Below are 18,748 nucleotides of genomic sequence, written 5' to 3'. Positions count from 1 at the left end.
CACCAGCGACGCTGGCAGGCGACAGTCGATGATTCGGTGACTGTCGAAACATCTGACATCAAATTCCGGATCTGGTGCGATCTAGTAACAACTTGAAACATCTCGCCGGTGAAAGGTTTTTCATCTATTCAGCCGCTGATTAATGGTGACCTGCGTGGTATCCGCCGCGGTAATAACGCGCCCCATGCCCGCCCCAATAGTAATAGCGATAGCCACCATAGAAACGTGGGCCTGCGTAGTAGTAACCGGGGCCGTAATAGTAGGAATAAGGCGCGTAGCCAGGATAGTAATAAGGCGCGGGATACACCTCGTAGGGGCCGGCGTAGTAATAACAGCCGCAAAGCCCCAGACCGAGCACAACGACCAGCAACACACGACGAAACATGGCGGCCTCCTGAAAGACCCGCCGTCGGGACAAACCGACTGACACCTGTTTTGACTCGCAATCCGCGTCCGAGTGCAGTGCCCTGCCGGCCTTCGGATCAGTGGCCGGCACGTCCCATTGCGGTGCGCGCACGCACCATCACAAGGCAGCCCTTCCCACTGCCGGCCCACGCACCTCACGCCTGAGCCCCATTCCAGAGCGCTTCAAGCGACTTGGCACGGCTCTCGCTTTAACAACAGCGTGCAGGAGTCACTACAGGTTCGCGGCACCACAATTTGCAATGGCTGACTAGGGTTCCGGCTCGCAATCGCGAGTGACTGGTCCGAGAGTTGGCGACCTCCAGTTGAGGTTACACGGCGGGACAAAAGCCCGGGAGACAAGCCACCGTTCGCGGTGCCGCTGCCTTCCTGTCCGTCCTTGACCAACTGGAGAACCACCATGTCCCAGCTTCGTTTACCCGCCTTGCTCGCCGCCGCCTTCGCCGCCCTCGTGAGCCTCTCTTCCCAAGCTGCGCAGAAAGACCACTTCAGCGTCTGCTGGACCATCTATGCCGGCTGGATGCCCTGGGAATACGCCGGCAGCCAAGGCATCGTCGACAAATGGGCGAAGAAGTACGGCATCAAGATCGATGTGGTGCAGCTCAATGACTATGTCGAATCGATCAACCAATACACCGCCGGCCAGTTCGACGGTTGCACCATGACCAACATGGATGCGCTGACCATTCCCGCCGCCGGTGGCGTCGACAGCACCGCGCTGATCGTCAGCGACTTCTCCAACGGCAATGACGGCATCGTGCTCAAGGGCGAAGGCAAGAAAGTCGCCGACCTCAAGGGCATGGACGTCAACCTCGTCGAACTGTCGGTGTCCCATTACCTGCTGGCCCGTGCCCTGGATTCGGTGGACCTCACCGAGAAAGATCTGAAAGTGGTCAACACCTCTGACGCCGATATCTCGGCGGCCTTCAACACCGATCAGGTCAATGCCGTGACCACCTGGAACCCGATGCTCTCGGACATCAAGGCCAAGCCTGCGGTGACCGAAGTGTTCAACTCCAGCCAGATCCCCGGCGAAATCATGGACATGATGGTGGTCAACTCCCAGACCCTCAAAGACAACCCGGCCCTGGGCAAAGCCCTGACCGGCGCCTGGTTCGAAGTCGTCGAACTGATGAACGCGAAAAACGCCGCGAGCAAAAGCGCGCTGGAACACATGGCCAAAGCCTCGGGCACTGACCTGGCCGGTTTCCAGGCTCAGCTGGACACCACCAAGTTGTTCGCCACGCCTCAAGAAGCCCTGGCGTTCAGCACCAGCAAGCAATTGCCGGAAACCATGCGCAGGGTCGCCGAGTTCTCCTTCCAGCACGGCTTGCTGGGTGAAGGCGCCAAGGACACCAGCGCGGTCGGCATGGCCTTCGCCAACGGCGTGACCAGCGGCGACAAGGGCAACCTCAAGCTGCGCTTCGATCCGAGCTACGTGCAGATGGCCGCCGACGCCAAGCTGTAAGAAGAGGACTTGGCCATGCGCCTGATCAATCGCCACCCGGATCGCCCGAGTCGCCTGTTGTTGGTGATCCTGCCGTTCGCCCTGGTGCTGTTCGCCTATTTCATGGGCTCGGCCGAGCGGCTGACGGACAACCCCAACGACAAGTAGCTGCCCAGCGCCGTGCAGATGACCGATGCGGTCAAACGCCTGGCCTTCGTCGCCGACAGCCGCACCGGTGAATACGTACTGTGGCAGGACACCGCCTCCAGCCTGCGCCGCCTGGCCATCGGCCTGGGCATCAGCGCGCTGGCCGGGCTGTGCCTGGGCATGGCCGCTGGCACCCTGCCGTTGTTCGGCGCGCCGCTGTCGCCATTGCTGACGGTGCTGTCGATGGTGCCGCCGCTGGCGATCCTGCCGATCCTGTTCATCGTCTTCGGCCTGGGGGAATTGTCGAAGGTGATGCTGATCGTGATCGGCATCACCCCTGCCCTGGCCCGAGACCTGGAGCAGCGCGCCCGGGACATTCCCGTGGAGTTGCTGATCAAGGCCCAGACCCTCGGCGCCTCGACCTGGACCCTGATGCTGCGAGTGGTGCTACCGCAGTTGCTGCCGCGCCTGTTGATCTCGCTGCGGCTGATGCTCGGTTCGGCGTGGCTGTTCCTGATTGCCGCCGAAGCCATCGCCTCCACCGACGGCCTCGGTTACCGGATCTTCCTGGTGCGCCGCTACCTGGCCATGGATGTGATTCTGCCCTACGTGGTGTGGATCACCCTGCTCGCCTGGCTGATGGATTGGGCGCTCAAATACCTGACCCGTCGCGCGTTTCCCTGGTACGAGGGGGCTGCCAAATGAGCTTCATCACAGTGAAAAACGTCTGGCAGCAATACGCCGACCAGGTGGTGCTCGAAGGCCTGAACCTGAACATCAATGAGGGTGAGTTCTGCACCCTGGTCGGCGCGTCCGGTTGCGGCAAGTCGACCTTCCTGCGCCTGTTGCTGGGTCAGGAACGCGCCAGTCGCGGCGAGATCCTGCTCGACGGCCAGCCCCTGGCCGGTGAACCGGACGCCAGCCGTGGCGTGGTGTTTCAGCGCTATTCGGTGTTCCCGCACCTGAGCGTACTGGACAACGTCGCCCTCGGCCTCGAACTGCCGCGCTCGCCGCTGTTTGGGCGTTTGTTCGGCAGCGCCAAAAAAGAGGCCCGTGAACAGGCTTCGGTGCTGCTGCACAAAGTCGGCCTCGGGCACTCGCTGGACAAGTACCCGGCGCAGCTTTCCGGTGGCATGCAGCAACGCTTGGCCATCGCTCAGGCGTTGGTCATGAAGCCGCGTGTGTTGCTGCTCGATGAGCCCTTCGGCGCCCTCGATCCGGGCATCCGCAAAGACATGCACGCCTTGTTGCTGGAGCTGTGGCGCGAGACCCGACTGACGGTGTTCATGGTCACCCATGACCTGTCCGAAGGCTTCAGCCTCGGCACGCGCCTGCTGGTGTTCGACAAGGTCCGCGTCGACCCGCACGCCCCCGGCGCCTATGGCGCGCGCATCACCTACGACATCCCTTTGAACAGCGACCGCCGCGCCCAACGTGCCGCCGTCGACGCCCTGCCGATGCCACTGGCAGGCACGCTTCGTATCGCTTAGAGGAAATCTGAAAATGACTGATTCGACTCAACTGTTCCCGCCCTTCGCCGAAGAAATGCTCCCCGGCGGCGGCCATCGTTCCTTCGTCTTGAAGCGCGGCCAACTGCTGCGCCTGACCGACCTGCGCGGCGGCGCCAACGTCAGCCTGACACTGCTCAACGCCAATGAAAAAACCGAACGCCTGAACTTGCCCGACAGCCTCAAATGCCAGCACACCGCCAAGCTCACCACCGGCCATTGCCTGTACTCGGACATGGGCCGCGTATTGGCCGCCATCACCGCCGACACCTGCGGCTGGAGCGACAGCCTCGGCGGCGTACTGTGCGCTGAAGAAGTCGCGCAAAAATATGGCGCCGGCCGCTATCAGGAACTGCGCAACGGCTTCTTCCGCAACGGCACCGACAACCTGCTGGTGGAACTGGGCAAGTGGGGGCTGGGCCTGTCGGACTTGCTGATGACCCTCAATCTGTTCAGCCGGGTGAACGTCGACGATGCCGGGCGTTTCCACTTCGTCGAAGGCCATTCGAAGGCCGGCGATTACATCGAGCTGTACGCGCCGATGGACACCCTGGTGGTGCTCACCGCCCTGCAACACCCGATGGACCCGTCGCCGGACTATGCACCCAAACCGCTGAAACTCAGCTGGATGAACGCCGACGCCAGCGTCGCCGAACACTGCCGCACCTCGCGCCCGGAAAACGAGCGCGGCTTCATCAACACTGACCGTCTGTTCGCCTGAGGATCGCTGCCATGTCACTCGCTATCGCCACCGCCGCTACCACCAACCGGCAGCCAGAAACTGCGATCTACCGCGCCACCATCCCCGCCGGCGAACCCTGGCTGATGGAGGTCAAGGCTGGACAGACCCTGCGCATCCTTGACCTGGAAGGCAACCAGGCCGTCGACACCCTGTTCTACAGCGTCGCCAACCCGAAAGAACGCTACGACGTGCAACGCACCTTGCGTCGGCAGAACAGCGTCTACCTGAGCACCGGCAGCGTGCTGTATTCCAACCTCGGCAAGCCGATGCTGACCCTCGTCGCCGACACCTGCGGCCGTCACGACACCCTCGGCGGCGCCTGCGCCCAAGAGAGCAACACCGTGCGTTACGCCCTGGAAAAGCGCTACATGCACAGCTGCCGCGACAACTACCTGCGCGCCTGCGTGCACGACGGGCGCCTGGGCAAGGGCGACATCGGGCCGAACATCAACTTCTTCATGAACGTGCCGGTCACCGCTGACGGCGGCCTGACCTTCGAGGACGGGATTTCCGCGCCCGGCAAATACGTCGACCTGCGCGCCGAGATGGACGTGATCGTGCTGATCTCCAACTGCCCGCAACTGAACAACCCGTGCAACGCCTACAACCCGACGCCTGCGGAGCTACTGGTATGGAACTGAAACTCAACCGTTTGCGCCGCTGGTTGTTTGCCCTGTCCCAGGCCCGTTCGGGGCAGTGCACCAAACCTAAAGAACACCACCAGCCACTGTAGGAGCGAGCCTGCTCGCGAAAAACCAGAGGCCACCGCTGGGCATCTGGTGCTACGCGTCATCGTTCACGTCCATCGCGAGCAGGCTCGCTCCTACAGGGGTCAGCGTTGAAGAAAAAAGATTTTTCCGTCGGGGACGACCCCGGCGCTTATCGAAAACTGCGGGACGGCCCGCATCCCCTTCAGGGGTTATGCCATGTTCGAAAAAGTCCTGATTGCCAACCGTGGCGCCATTGCCTGCCGCATCCTGCGTACCTTGCGCGACCTGCAAGTCCAGGGCGTTGCCGTTTACTCCGAAGCCGATGCCGCCAGCCTGCACATCCTGCACGCCGATGAAGCCCACAGCCTCGGTGAAGGCGCGGCCTCCGGCACTTATCTGGCGGTCGACAAAATCCTCGCCATCGCCAAGGTCACTGGCGCCACGGCGATTCATCCCGGCTACGGATTTCTGTCGGAAAACGCCGCGTTCGCCGAAGCCTGCGAAAGCGCCGGCATTGCGTTTATCGGCCCGACGCCAGAGCAGCTGCGCGTGTTTGGCCTCAAACACACCGCCCGCGCCCTGGCCAAACAACACGGTGTGCCGATGCTCGAAGGCACCGAGTTGCTAGACAGCCTCGACGCGGCCCTGATCGCTGGCGAGCAGGTCGGCTACCCGGTCATGCTCAAAAGCACCGCCGGCGGTGGCGGCATCGGCATGCGCGTGTGCCGCAGCGCGGCCGAGTTGAGCGAATCCTTCGAGGCCGTGAAGCGCCTTGGCCAAAACAACTTCAGCGATGCTGGCGTGTTCATCGAGAAGTACATTCAGCGCGCCCGGCACCTGGAAGTGCAGGTGTTCGGCGATGGCCGTGGCGAGGTGATTGCCCTCGGTGTGCGCGATTGCTCGGTGCAACGGCGCAACCAGAAAGTCCTCGAAGAAACCCCGGCGCCGAACCTGCCCGAAGGCATGGCCGATGAGCTCTGCGCAGCGGCGATCAAACTGGCCAAAGCGGTGAATTACCGCAGTGCCGGCACCGTCGAGTTTGTGTTCGACAGCGATGCCCAGCGCTTCTATTTCCTGGAAGTGAACACCCGCCTGCAGGTGGAGCACGGTGTTACCGAACAGGTGTGGGGTGTGGATCTGGTGCGCTGGATGGTGCAACTGGCGGCCGGTGATTTGCCGCCACTGCACGCCTTGCGTCAGGGATTAAGGCCGGTAGGTCATGCGATTCAGGCGCGCTTGTATGCGGAAGATCCGGGCCGGGATTTTCAACCCAGTCCTGGCTTGCTGACGGCTGTGAATTTTCCCGCCGCCAACGGCATCCAACTGCGCATCGACACCTGGGTCGAGGCCGGTTGCGAGATCCCGCCGTACTTCGACCCGATGATCGCCAAGGTCATCAGCTGGGCACCGACACGCGAACAGGCCCGCGCCGATCTGCATCAGGCCTTGGGCGACAGCCTGCTCTACGGCGTGGAGACCAACCGCGATTACCTGCGGCAGATTCTGCTCGATGCGCCCTTCGCCAGCGGCCAGCCATGGACCCGCTGCCTGGAAGGCCTGGTGTATCAGGCCAACACCTTCGAAGTGCTGAGCGCCGGTACCCAGACCAGCGTTCAGGACTATCCGGGGCGCCTCGGCTATTGGGCAGTCGGCGTACCGCCGTCGGGGCCGATGGACAGTCGCGCGCTGCGCCTGGGCAACCGTCTGCTCGGTAACGATGAGGGTGCGGCAGCCCTGGAAATCACCATGAGCGGGCCATTGTTGCGCTTCAATTGCGACGCGGTGGTGGCAGTGACCGGGGCAGTGATTCCCCTGACGCTGAACGGTGAATCGGTGCCAATGAATACGGCGCTCCTGGTTCCGGCCGGCGCGGCCTTGAGTCTCGGCACCATGGCCGGGGCCGGCGCGCGCAGCTACCTGTGCCTGCGTGGTGGCCTGCAAGTACCGGATTATCTGGGCAGCAAAAGCACCTTCACCCTCGGCCAGTTCGGCGGCCATGGCGGTCGCGCCTTGCGGGCGGGTGATGTGTTGCATGTACCGGCGTTGAATGACCGCCGCGTCGGTGCGCAACTGCCTGAAACTCAAATCAGCGAGCTGCCTGCCGTGCGGCAGATCCGGGTGATCTACGGTCCCCATGGTGCCCCGGAATACTTCACCGAAAACTACATCGGCACCTTCTTCGCGACGCAGTGGGAAGTGCATTTCAACTCAAGCCGAACCGGCGTGCGACTGATCGGGCCGAAGCCCGAATGGGTGCGTGCCGACGGCGGTGAAGCCGGCCTGCATCCCTCCAACATCCATGACAATCCGTATGCCATCGGCGCCGTGGATTTCACCGGCGACATGCCGGTGATCCTCGGTCCGGACGGCCCGAGCCTGGGCGGGTTTGTCTGCCCGGTGACGGTGATCGAGGCGGATCTGTGGCAGTTGGGGCAGCTCAAGGCCGGGGACAAGGTGCAGTTTGTGCCGGTCGATATCAAAACTGCCCGCCACCTCGTGTTGAAATGGGATCAATGTGGGAGCGAGCTTGCCAGCGAAAGCGGTGTATCAGATACATCAATGTTGCCTGACAGGGCCCCATCGCTGGCAAGCCAGCTCCCACAGGGGGTTGTGTCGCCTGTGGTTTTGGACATTGGGCAGGACGATACGCAGTTGGTGGCGCGCCTGTCCGGTGATACTCACCTGCTGCTGGAAATCGGTGCGCCGGAACTGGACCTGGTCCTGCGTTTCCGCGCCCACGCCCTGATGCAGGCACTGGAAAGCAAACGCCTGCACGGCGTGATCGACCTGACACCGGGCATCCGCTCGCTGCAAGTGCACTACCAGCCCGAACAACTGCCGCTGGCCGATCTGCTCGGTATCGTCGCCGGCGAATGGGACGCCGTGTGCGCGGCCAAAGACTTGCAAGTGCCGTCGCGCATCGTCCATCTGCCACTGTCCTGGGACGACCCGGCGTGCCAGTTGGCGATCGAGAAATACATGACCACCGTGCGCAAGGACGCGCCCTGGTGCCCGAGCAATCTGGAGTTCATCCGGCGCATCAACGACCTGCCGAACCTCGATGAAGTGCAGCGCACGGTGTTCGATGCCAGCTATCTGGTGATGGGCCTGGGCGATGTGTACCTCGGTGCACCGGTCGCCACCCCGCTCGATCCGCGCCATCGCCTGGTGACCACCAAGTACAACCCGGCCCGTACCTGGACCGCCGAGAACTCGGTGGGCATCGGTGGCGCCTACATGTGCGTGTACGGCATGGAAGGCCCCGGCGGATATCAGTTCGTCGGGCGCACGCTGCAGATGTGGAATCGCTACCGCGAAGTCGCCGCGTTCGACGGCAAACCGTGGCTGCTGCGGTTCTTCGACCAGATCCGTTTCTACCCGGTGAGTGCCGATGAACTGCTGCGCATCCGTCGGGATTTTCCCCTCGGGCGTTTCGACCTGAACATCGAACACAGTCAGTTGAACCTTGCCGACTACCAGGCGTTTCTGGCCCGGGAAGCCGAAACCATCGCGGCGTTTCGCAGCCAACAACAGGGCGCTTTCAATGCCGAGCGCGAACGCTGGATCGCCAGCGGCCAGGCGCATTTCGACAGCGAAGAGCTGGTCGCGCAAACCACCGAAGACGCACCGCTGGCCAGCGGTCAGCAGAGCGTCGACAGCCACATCGCCGGCAACCTCTGGCAGGTCCAGGTGGACACCGGCACGCGGGTCGAGGCCGGTGATGTGCTGGTGATTCTGGAGTCGATGAAGATGGAAATCCCGCTGCTCGCGCCGATGGCCGGCGTGGTGCGGGAGATTCGCGTGCAGCCGGGTTCGGCGGTGCGTGCCGGACAACGCGTCGTGGTGCTGGAACTCGACTGAACCCATTTGAAAAGGACCAACGTCATGAACATCGATCTGCAACTCGACGCCCTGCGCAACGCTTACCGCGACGGCAGCACCACGCCCCGGCAACTGCTGCTGAGCCTGCGAGACAAAGCCGCAGCGCTGAACCCGGACTATCACCTGTTCATCCACTTGCTAAGTGTGGAAGAACTGGAACCCTACCTCGCCGCCCTCGACGGTCGCGACATCGACAGCCTGCCGCTGTACGGCGTGCCGTTCGCGATCAAGGACAACATCGATCTGGCGGGCATTGCGACCACGGCGGCCTGCCCGGCTTTCGCTTATGTGCCGCAGCGCTCGGCGACCATCGTCGAGCAACTGCTGGCGCTGGGCGCGGTGCCACTGGGCAAGACCAACCTTGACCAGTTCGCCACCGGCCTCAATGGCAGTCGTTCGCCTTACGGCGCATGCCCGAACAGCGTGTTGCCGGAGTATCCGGCGGGTGGCTCCAGTGCCGGATCGTCGCTGGCCGTGGCGCTCGGTGTGGCGAGCTTTGCCTTGGGCACCGACACGGCGGGATCGGGGCGCGTGCCGGCGGCACTGAACAATCTGGTGGGGCTCAAAGCGACCAAGGGGCTGATCTCTACCGCTGGCGTGGTGCCCGCCTGCCGCACCCTCGATTGCGTGACCACTTTTACCGCCACCGCACGGGAAGCCAGCCAACTGCTGGCGCTCACTGCGCATCTCGACCCACGGGACGAGTACAGCCGCAGTAACCCGTTGTGGAATGATGGCTCGGCCTTCGGGACGCTGCGTCCATTGCGTTTCGGTGTGCCACGATCCCAGGACCTGGAGTTTTTCGGCTGTACGCAAGGGCCGCAGTTGTTCGCCGAGGCCATCGAGCAACTCGAGGCCCTGGGCGGTGAAGCCGTGGAGCTCGATCTGTCGCCCTTTCTCGAAGCCGCGCGTCTGCTTTACGAAGGCCCGTGGGTGGCCGAGCGCTACAGCGTGGCCGGCGAACTGATGGAGCAGAATCCCGAGGCCGTGCTGCCGGTGATCCGCGCCGTTCTGGCCAAGGCTCCAGCGGTCAGCGGGGTGCAAACCTTCCGCGCCCAGTATCGGCTGCAAGCGTTGAAGGCCCTGTGCGACAAGGCATTGGAAGGTCTTGATTGCGTGCTCACACCGACCATCGGCCGCCCCGTCACGCGGGCGGAGCTTGAAGCCGAACCGGTGCTGCGCAACTCGGAACTCGGTTACTACACCAACTTCATGAACCTGCTCGATTACGCCGCCGTCGCCGTGCCCAGCGGTTTCATGAGCAATGGCCTGCCGTGGGGCGTGACGCTGTTCGGGCGGGCGTTCACCGACCAGTACCTGTTGAGCGTGGCGGCTGGCCTGCAGCGCCAGCAAGGTTCAACCGACCCGGCACCGACGACAGCGGCCCGGAACGACCGCGCGCGGCTGGTGGTCTGCGGGGCGCACCTTGATGGCCTGGCACTGAACTGGCAATTGAAGCGTCGTGGGGCCCGGCGGGTCGAAACCACCCAGAGTTCGCCTGATTATCAACTGTATGCATTGGCCGGCGGCCCGCCGTTTCGTCCAGGCATGGTTCGGGTGAACGAGGGCGGCGTGGCGATTGCCGTAGAAGTGTGGGAATTGCCGAGCAGTGAATTGGGCTCGTTCCTGACCGCCATTCCGGCGCCGCTGGGCCTGGGCAAAGTACAACTGGCGGATGGTCGCTGGGAGAGCGGATTTATCTGCGAGGCCTATGGGTTGGAGGGTGCGGTGGACATCAGCCATTTCGGCGGGTGGCGGGCCTATCTGAAAAGCCTCTTCTGACAGTGATCCTGTGGGAGATTCTATGTTTGGGGGGAACCCCCAAACATAGAGTTTGGTTGGTACTCACTTTGGTTTTTCATCAAGGCAAACACCACTCTGGCCAGTTTGCGAGCCAGAATCACCAAGGCCTGGGTACCTTTGAGGCCTCGGTCCAGGTAACGCTGATAGAACGGTCTCCAGGTTGGCGAGCGGCTGGCTGCCATTGCGCTGTTGTGAAATAAGCGCCGGAACTCCGAATCGCCCCGTTTGGACAAGTAGCGTTTCTGATCTTTCTTGCCTGATTGTCTCACTCGCGGATCCATTCCCAGGAAGGCGATGAAGCCATCGCTGTCGGAAAACTCTCCGCGCATGAAAGCTGTTACCGCCGCTGTGGCCGTCAGGACGCCTATGCCTTCAACGGCTTGGCAGCGTTTTACCTGAGCGTCCATACCCGCTTCGCTAACGATGTTCTTCAGCGCCTTCTGAATGCCTTTTTCAATCTGCTCTACACAGCGCAGGTATTCACCCAGCGCCTCTTCGAGCAAGGGTTCGTCCCTCCAGCTTTGCTTGATTGCCACCCGATGTCGAACAAGCTCAGCCCGGCGTCGCAGCAAGCTTTTGAGCTGCGTGTAAGCCTTGGGAGGCGGACTCCAGACCCTGAGCTTGTCGGACTCCTTGCCCAAATAACGCGCCAGCAAGACCGCGTCCAGAGCATCTGTTTTTGCCCGGACACCTATCCCATCGCGGTATTTATTAAGGCGGCTGCCATCAATGACGTAAACGTCATGACCCAGTTCATGAGCGATTTCCGCCGTGTCGAGGTGGTAGGTGTTGGTCGCTTCAAGCGCCAGTGCACAGTTGTCTGGCAATAACTTAAGCCACTTTTTCAGTGCTGATCGTTCATTGGCGACGATCAAAGTGCTCTCTTCGTCGCACCGATAGACAACGATCTCATCCTTCGCCACATCCACACCAACGACCACCTGCGAATCAAGGATTGTCATGGCCCACCCTCCGAGCTAGGGTTTAGAAACTTGTCGGGGTTCACCGTTGCGCTGGCTTGTCGCTATCGTCGGTCCGAGCCGATGCATTCCTTATCGGCGCATTAGGTGAAGGGGTGGGACGATGTCTCCCACGGTCTGTACTGGCTAGAGTCAGATGACGAGCTTTAGTCCCACCCACCCCTTCAAGTCTAAACATACAAGCGAGCTTGCTCGCGATGGCGTCAGCACACCCTTCACCGGTGTCGACTGATACGGCGCTATCGCGAGCAAGCTCGCTCCCACGAGGTTCGGGCAAGATTTACGACCATTCGTGGCACACATGGAGCAGTTATTTCCCGGCAGTGCCATTAGAATGCCTGCCATCGGATTACCGCCAACGGAATGTGTCATGCCGCTTCGCTCGCCGCTGTATTCTCAACGCTCGTTGATTCTCACGCTGATTGCGTTGCTGGGCGCCGGCTTCCTGGCCACTTCGTTTCTCAGTTACCACGCTTCGCGAACGTCAATCCGCGACAGCATCGTCAACACTGAATTGCCACTGACTTCGGACACGGTCTACTCGGAAATCCAGAAAGACCTGGTCCGACCGATCCTGATTTCCTCGATGATGTCCCGCGACACCTTCATGCGCGACTGGGTGGTCAACGGCGAACGCGACCCCACGCCGATGACCCGCTACCTCAACGAGGTCATGACCCATTACGGCGCCTACACGGCGTTTTTCATCTCCGACGCCAGCCTGACCTACTACCACGCCAAGGGCGTACTGAAACAGGTCAAGGTGACCGAGCCCCGCGATGCCTGGTACTTTCGTGTGCGCGACATGAAGGATCCCTACGAGATCAACGTCGATCCCGACCTGGCCAACAAAGACAACCTGACCGTCTTCATCAACTACAAGGTCTACGACTACAACAACCGGTTCATCGGCGCGGCCGGTGTCGGCCTGACCGTCGATGCGGTGATCAAGCTGATCGACAAGTACCAGCAGCACTACCAGCGCAGCGTGTATTTCGTCGACACCTTCGGACGCGTGGTGCTGACCGGTGCAGAGGGTGGCCCACAAGGCGCCCGGGTCGGACAATCGCTGAGTGAAATAGACAGCATGAAGAACCTGGTCAGCCAGTTGCCCAAGCCCCACAGCGGCAGCTACGAGTACTCCGGCGCGGGCCAGGGGCATTTTCTCAATGTGCGGTTCATCCCGGAGCTGAACTGGTATTTGTTCGTCGACAAACTCGAAGACGGCGACCTCGGTGACATCCGTCGCTCGCTCTACCTCAACCTGCTGATCTGCCTGATCGTCACGCTGATCGTGCTCGCACTGCTCAACCGGGCACTCAAACGCTATCAGGACAAGATCCAGGCCCAGGCCACCCTCGACAGCCTGACCGAATTGCCCAACCGTCGCGGCTTCGACCTGCTGGCCGCACAAGCGATGCAGGAAGCCCAGCGCGAACCCAAACCGCTGACCGCGTTGCTGCTGGACCTGGACCACTTCAAGGTGTTGAACGACACCTACGGCCACCTGGCCGGTGACCAGGTGCTGATCGGCTTCGCACGGGACCTGGAGAGCTGCCTGCGCCAATCCGACATCGTCTGCCGCTGGGGCGGCGAAGAGTTTATCGTGCTGCTCAAGGACACCGACGGTGAGTCCGGTCTGATGATCGCCGAGAAAATCCGCCAGCATGTGGCACACCAGCGCTACGCCTACAACGGCAGTAGCCTGCATGTGACGGTCAGCATCGGCCTGACCACCCTGCGGGTCGACGACACCTTGCACACCCTGCTGTCGCGGGCCGATCATGCGATGTATCGGGCCAAACAATCCGGCCGCAACCGTACGTGCGTGGAAATGCCTCAATCCGTCTATGCCTAACGACTCATGAATCAACCAGACCTCTGCCCGGCCTGTGGTGCGCCCAATGACTGCACCCTGGCCGATCCGCGAACCGCTGACCGGGCGTGCTGGTGCTATGGCGTCAGCATCGACCCGGCGATACTCCAGGCATTGCCGCTCGAGCTGCGCAACGCGTCCTGCCTGTGCCCGCGCTGCGCCGCAGTCGAGGCGCAGTTGCAAGCGGCGCCCCGGCCAATCGAGTAAGATGCGCGGCCCCTTTTTCGCCGATCCTTAGCCATGCGCGTCGACCGCTTCCTCAGCAATCTGCCTTGCTTCAACCGTCAGCAGGTGCGCCTGTTACTGGTGGAAAAACGCGTGAGGATTGACGGAAAAATCACCCGCGACCCCCACGCCGAAGTCCGTGAATTCAGCCGCGTCGAGGTCGACGACCAAGTGCTGCAGGCCGGTAAACCGGTCCGCCACTTCATGCTGCACAAGCCCGCCGGTTGCGTCAGCGCCACCCGTGACCCGCAGCACCCGACCGTGCTCGACCTGATCCATGAGCCGGACAAGGATGACCTGCACATCGCCGGTCGACTGGATTTCAACACCACCGGCCTGATGCTGATCACCAACGACGGCAGTTGGTCGCGGCGCCTGACCCAACCGCAGACCAAACTGCCAAAGGTCTATTACGTCGAAACCGAACAGACCATCGGCCCCGAATACGCGCTCAAATTCAGCGAAGGCCTGTACTTCGCCTTCGAAGACCTCACCACCCAACCGGCCGGGCTGGAGCTGCTGGGGCCGAAGTCCGCGCGCCTGAGCATCGTCGAGGGACGCTATCACCAGGTGAAGCGTATGTTCGGACACTTCGACAACAAAGTGCTGCGCCTGCATCGCGAACGCATGGGGCCTCTGGTGCTCGATGAGGCGCTGAAACCGGGTGAATACCGCCCGCTGAGCGTTGATGAGATCGAAATGATCTAAGCCGCCTACCGCTGAGCAGAAGTTGTCGAACAATTTGCCAAAGGCACTTGCGCGATCGCTTCTCCCCTGCTTGAATCAGGTCGTCAGCCGAAATGTGACTGACGAGTCACAACGTACTTCTAAGAAACTTTTTGCCGGTAGAGAACCTTCAGGTTCCGCTTCCCCCGGCAAACTGCCCGCCAATAATAATACCCGTCGACCTGCCGTACCGGATCGACATGGGCCTCTCAAATTCCAGGCGTATGCCTACCTGTCACAAAGCTCGTGCAATCTCTTTTGCGCGCATACCCGCTTGCCAGGAGTCTTATGACATGAGGCCAGAAATCGCTGTGCTGGATATACAGGGTCAGTATCGGGTTTACACGGAGTTCTATCGCGCAGACGCCGCAGAGAAGACCATTATTCTGGTCAACGGCTCGATGGCCACGACTGCGTCGTTTGCACAAACCGTGAAAAACCTCCACCCGCAGTTCAATGTGGTCTGCTACGACCAGCCCTACGCGGGCAAGTCAAAAGCCCACAACCTGCATGAGAAATTGCTGACCAAGGAAGTCGAAGGGCAGATCCTCCTGGAGCTGATCGACCACTTCGCCGCCGAGCACGTGCTGTCGTTTTCCTGGGGTGGCGCCGCGACACTGGTCGCACTCGCCCACCAGCCACGACGCATCGAAAAAGCCGTGATCAGCTCGTTCTCGCCGGAGATCAACGCGCACATGCTCGACTACCTCGAGCGCGGTGTGGACTATCTCGGCAGCCGCGATGGCGACCGGGTCGGCAACCTGGTGAACAGCACCATCGGCAAACATTTGCCGACGCTGTTCAAGCGCTTCAACTACCGGCACGTCAGCAGCCTGGCCGATCATGAATACGGGCAGATGCATTTCCACATCAGCGACCTGCTGCACAGCGATCGCCAGTGCTTCTTCAAGGCCGCGCAGCAAATCAACGTGCCGGTGCTGTTCATGAACGGCGAATGGGACGAATACACCGCCGCCGAAGGCGCCCGGTTGTTCGCCGACCATGTGCAGCAGGCCACCTTCACGACGCTTGAAGCCACCGGCCACTTTCTCGACATGGAACACAAAGCCGCCTGCCGGGACAGCCGCAACGCACTGCTTGGGTTCCTGAAACCGGCACAGCACGAAAGCCGACCGCGTTACCACTACGTCCAGGACCACCATGCATTGGCAATCTGAAACAGAGTCATCGCGAGCAAGTTTCGCCCCGCAGCGTTAAACGCATTCCTGCACGTGCGAGGCTTGCCCGCGATAGACCGCCATGCGCTTCAACTGCGTTAAACCCGCCCCACGTAAAGAAAAACTTCAAATCCCCAGCTGTATCTGGTACAAAGTCACCGCTCTGAGCGGGTGTCGCATAATGGCATTACTCCAGCTTAACAAGCTGATAACGAGGGTTCTTATTGGACACCCCCGCTTTGGTGCACCGAGTAAGCGCGTAATGCGGGTATAGTTTAGTGGCAAAACGAAAGCTTCCCAAGCTTTAGTTGAGGGTTCGATTCCCTCTACCCGCTCCACTTTAGCTTCCATGGAAATCCACCGAGTTCCATAAGCTGCTGTCAGCAAAGGATTTTTTGCCCGACAGCGATCCAATGAGATCCACCCAAATCCACCCGCTGCTGGACCGAATTAGTCCATCCAGTAGTCCATCAAAGCGGTCGGGTTCGAGTCCGGATTGTTGCTGGGGCCGAGCGGGCCATGGAATGAGCATCTGACTCCTGACGTGTTCAGGAGCAGACATGGCACTCACTGACATGGTCGTCCGGCAGGCCAAGGCCACCGGCAAGGACTACACCCTCCCTGACTTCGACGGTCTGTCGTTGGCCGTCTCAGAATGCGGCACCAAGACCTGGCACTTCCGCTACACCTGGCTGGGCAAGCAGAAGCGGATGTCGCTCGGGATCTATCCGGAGATCAGCCTGCGCGAGGCCCGCGAGCTTCGCGACCAGGCTCGCTCGCTGGTGGCCAAGGGCGTCAATCCGCAACGGCAGCGTGCGAAGGACCGGCGACTGGCCGTTCAAGCAGAGCAGAACACCTTCGAGGCGGTGTACGAGAAGTGGCTCGCATTCCGTGCGCAGGGTCGTCTCAAGAAGGGACGCCAGACCACGCTCTCGATGATTCCGCGCATCTTCGAGAAGGACATCCTGCCGAGCCTGCGCAAGCGGTCGATCTACGACGTCACCCGCACCGATCTGCTTGAGGTCGTCGGTCGCATCGAGAAGCGCGGAGCGCCGTCCGTCGCCGAGAAGGTGCGTACCTGGTTCAACCAGCTCTTCCGGTACGCCCTGGTGATCGTTCCGGGGTTGGAACAGAACCCGGCTTCCGACCTGGATGTGGTCGCCATGCCGCAGCCTCCTGTGCGCCACAACCCCTTCCTGCGTATGCCCGAGTTGCCCGAGCTCCTTCGGGTTCTGCGCAAGTACCCCGGGCGGTTGCAGACACAACTCGGCCTGCGGATGTTGCTGCTGACAGGCGTGCGTACCGGAGAGCTGCGTCTGGCGACGCCGGACCAATTTCGCCTCGATGAGGGTCTCTGGGTCATCCCGCCGGACGTGGTGAAGCAGTTGGAACTGAAGATGCAGAAGGATAACATCCGGTCGGAGGACATCCCGCCGTACATCGTGCCGCTGTCCGTACAGGCGGTCGAGATCGTCCGACACATGCTCGATCGGTTCAAGCCGGCGCAGAAGTACTTGTTCCCAGGAGCCAAGAGTCTGAAGCAGCGCATCAGCGAGAACACGCTCAATGCGGCGTTGAAGCGTCTGGGGTACGAAGGACGGCTGACCGGGCACGGCATCCGAGCCACCCTTTCGACGGCTCTCCACGAACTGGGCTATCCCGAGAAGTGGGTCGATGCGCAGCTCTCCCACGTCGACCCGAACCAGGTCCGGGCGACCTACAACCACGCCAAGTACGTGGAGCAGCGTCGGCGCATGATGCAGGACTGGGCCGATCGGCTGGATCTGTTCGAGCTTGGGCAGGTCGAAGCGGCCAGCACCCTCCTGACCATCCAACTGGAAGGCTTTCCCGTGGTCGCCGGTGAGCAGGATGGACAGCCCTCGCCGACGGTGAAGGCGGCGCCCACACTCGTGGTGTCCCAGCCCCAGGGCGCGATGACGCTGACGACGGTGCCGACGCAGCGCCTGTCCGCGGTACGAGCGCCCAGGCCTCAGGAGCCGGCCATCTCGAACGTCCAGCGCGAGCGCATGATCCTGCTGGACATCCTGGAGGCTCCGCACAATCTGTCCGTCGCCGATTATGCCAAGCTGGCCGGCAAGTCGCGTCGCTGGATCACCTACGAGATCACGGCCGGCAACCTGCTGTCGATCAGCCTGGGCAACCGAGGGCAACGGGTGCCGGACTGGCAACTCGACCCTCTCAAGCGCCGGCTGGTCCGGGCCATCCTCAAGCAGACGCCCCGCGGCGTGGATTCGTGGCGCATCTATCACGCCTTGACGCGACCGCATGACGTGTTTGGAGGGTTGTCTTCGATCGAGGCCTTGACGCCGGATAACCTCGACGTTGCTGTGCTCGCGGTACACGACGCGATGAACGAGGCGGAGGACCTTTACGGCGTGGCGACTACACGACTGCCCGAGCTCGTCTAGCGAAACGCGAGATGGCAGGGGCTGCGCGGCTGGCGGAGGTAGGCCTGAGCAAACTCGTCCCGATCCAGTACGCCCCCTCCGCCAGGGGGCGCATCACGATGCCCCAGTCACGAGCCTGAAGGATGCGAGTGCGGGAGGCAATCCCTACGCCGTAGCCGGCCGCCACCAGCAAGGCCATCAGCTCGAAGGAACCCGACGTGCACGACACGCGGGTCTGGTCCCCTGCGAGCAGCGCCTCGATCTGTTGGCTGAGTGCCTCACAGACACGCGGATACGACTAGATCATGGGATAGCGCAACAGTTCCGTCAAAGAGACCGCGGCATGCGCCAGCAAAGGCGACCGTCGAGGTACGGCCGCGGCCAGTTCATCCCGCCAAAGCAGCTGGCTGTCCAGGGTAAGCGAAGTCGGGCCGGATATTGCGATACCAAGATCGTAATGGCCGTCCTCCAATCCCTGGATGAGGTCTTCCTGCCGGACCTCCGTCGCCAGGATGGGGGGCTCAGGCTCTTCCGCACGCTGTAACGCGAGCAGAGTCGCCAGTTGTGGCGACAGTACTCCCTCCGAGACCGCGAGCCTGAGTGTCGAAGGTTGGCTGGAGACGCCCATGAATGCCCTCTCAAGAGTTCGGGGCTAAAAAACGAACTTCCATCATACCAAGGGTTAAATTTAAC

13 protein-coding genes, 1 tRNA gene, 2 pseudogenes and 1 riboswitch are annotated in these 18,748 nt (G+C 61.7%); of the genes and pseudogenes, 13 read left to right on the top strand and 3 right to left on the bottom strand.

Annotation, left to right across the window (positions count from 1 at the left end; all coding sequences use genetic code 11):
* Window positions 1–139: 139 nt before the first annotated feature.
* Window positions 140–385 carry a hypothetical protein gene (locus GQ39_RS01675; RefSeq protein ID WP_047526741.1) on the bottom strand — a complete coding sequence of 82 codons (246 nt, stop codon included), beginning with the start codon at window positions 383–385 and terminating at the stop codon, window positions 140–142.
* A 277-nt stretch (window positions 386–662) separates the two neighbouring features.
* Window positions 663–763, top strand: a riboswitch (guanidine-I (ykkC/yxkD leader).
* A gap of 60 nt (window positions 764–823) precedes the next feature.
* Here GQ39_RS01675 and GQ39_RS01670 point away from each other — a divergent pair.
* From GQ39_RS01670 to atzF, 7 genes and pseudogenes are all read left to right on the top strand, one after another.
* Entirely contained in the window at window positions 824–1,891 is a 1,068-nt protein-coding gene (locus GQ39_RS01670; protein WP_047526740.1) for a putative urea ABC transporter substrate-binding protein, read from the top strand.
* A 15-nt stretch (window positions 1,892–1,906) separates the two neighbouring features.
* Window positions 1,907–2,722 (top strand): annotated as a pseudogene (locus GQ39_RS01665) (ABC transporter permease).
* Complete coding sequence (locus GQ39_RS01660; protein ID WP_047526739.1) at window positions 2,719–3,507, top strand: ABC transporter ATP-binding protein; 789 nt, start codon at window positions 2,719–2,721, stop codon at window positions 3,505–3,507. The pseudogene GQ39_RS01665 and the gene GQ39_RS01660 overlap by 4 nt, the downstream one beginning before the upstream one ends.
* 13 nt (window positions 3,508–3,520) lie before the next feature.
* Complete coding sequence (locus GQ39_RS01655) at window positions 3,521–4,246, top strand: urea amidolyase associated protein UAAP1 (protein WP_047526737.1); 726 nt, start codon at window positions 3,521–3,523, stop codon at window positions 4,244–4,246.
* An 11-nt stretch (window positions 4,247–4,257) separates the two neighbouring features.
* Window positions 4,258–4,908: an urea amidolyase associated protein UAAP2 gene (locus GQ39_RS01650; RefSeq protein ID WP_047526735.1), complete on the top strand. Its 651-nt coding sequence runs from the start codon at window positions 4,258–4,260 to the stop codon at window positions 4,906–4,908.
* 285 nt (window positions 4,909–5,193) lie between these two features.
* Entirely contained in the window at window positions 5,194–8,838 is a 3,645-nt protein-coding gene (gene uca / locus GQ39_RS01645) for an urea carboxylase (protein ID WP_047526733.1), read from the top strand.
* 24 nt (window positions 8,839–8,862) lie between these two features.
* Window positions 8,863–10,641, top strand: a complete 1,779-nt coding sequence (atzF, locus tag GQ39_RS01640) for an allophanate hydrolase (RefSeq protein ID WP_047526732.1) — start codon at window positions 8,863–8,865, stop codon at window positions 10,639–10,641.
* 20 nt (window positions 10,642–10,661) lie between these two features.
* On the opposite strand, the gene GQ39_RS01635 is transcribed toward atzF, so the two are convergent.
* Window positions 10,662–11,624 carry an IS110 family transposase gene (locus tag GQ39_RS01635; protein ID WP_047526731.1) on the bottom strand — a complete coding sequence of 321 codons (963 nt, stop codon included), beginning with the start codon at window positions 11,622–11,624 and terminating at the stop codon, window positions 10,662–10,664.
* Window positions 11,625–12,012: 388 nt separating this feature from the next.
* Between GQ39_RS01635 and GQ39_RS01630 the strand changes: the two genes are divergently transcribed.
* The 6 genes from GQ39_RS01630 (at window position 12,013) to GQ39_RS01605 (ending at window position 18,076) form a co-directional block, all read left to right on the top strand.
* Window positions 12,013–13,500, top strand: a complete 1,488-nt coding sequence (locus GQ39_RS01630) for a sensor domain-containing diguanylate cyclase (protein ID WP_047526729.1) — start codon at window positions 12,013–12,015, stop codon at window positions 13,498–13,500.
* 6 nt (window positions 13,501–13,506) lie between these two features.
* On the top strand, window positions 13,507–13,725 hold the full coding sequence (locus GQ39_RS01625; RefSeq protein WP_047526728.1) for a cysteine-rich CWC family protein: 219 nt from the start codon (window positions 13,507–13,509) through the stop codon (window positions 13,723–13,725).
* 33 nt (window positions 13,726–13,758) lie between these two features.
* Window positions 13,759–14,451, top strand: coding sequence for a pseudouridine synthase (locus tag GQ39_RS01620; RefSeq protein ID WP_047526726.1), 693 nt, complete (start codon window positions 13,759–13,761; stop codon window positions 14,449–14,451).
* 311 nt (window positions 14,452–14,762) lie between these two features.
* Window positions 14,763–15,647, top strand: coding sequence for an alpha/beta fold hydrolase (locus tag GQ39_RS01615; protein ID WP_047526724.1), 885 nt, complete (start codon window positions 14,763–14,765; stop codon window positions 15,645–15,647).
* Window positions 15,648–15,911: 264 nt separating this feature from the next.
* Window positions 15,912–15,985: transfer RNA gene (locus GQ39_RS01610), tRNA-Gly, on the top strand.
* Window positions 15,986–16,207: 222 nt separating this feature from the next.
* Window positions 16,208–18,076, top strand: coding sequence for a tyrosine-type recombinase/integrase (locus GQ39_RS01605; RefSeq protein WP_047526722.1), 1,869 nt, complete (start codon window positions 16,208–16,210; stop codon window positions 18,074–18,076).
* Here the strand turns inward: GQ39_RS01605 and GQ39_RS33560 are convergent.
* Window positions 18,051–18,683: pseudogene (locus tag GQ39_RS33560) on the bottom strand (LysR family transcriptional regulator substrate-binding protein). The gene GQ39_RS01605 and the pseudogene GQ39_RS33560 sit on opposite strands and share 26 nt — an antisense overlap.
* Between the last annotated feature and the right edge of the window lie 65 nt (window positions 18,684–18,748).

Origin of the sequence: Pseudomonas sp. 11/12A (assembly GCF_000800055.1) — a bacterium.
Classification (GTDB): domain Bacteria; phylum Pseudomonadota; class Gammaproteobacteria; order Pseudomonadales; family Pseudomonadaceae; genus Aquipseudomonas; species Aquipseudomonas mohnii.
Note: the sequence above shows the minus strand (reverse complement) of the source record. Positions and strands in the feature narration are given on the sequence as shown.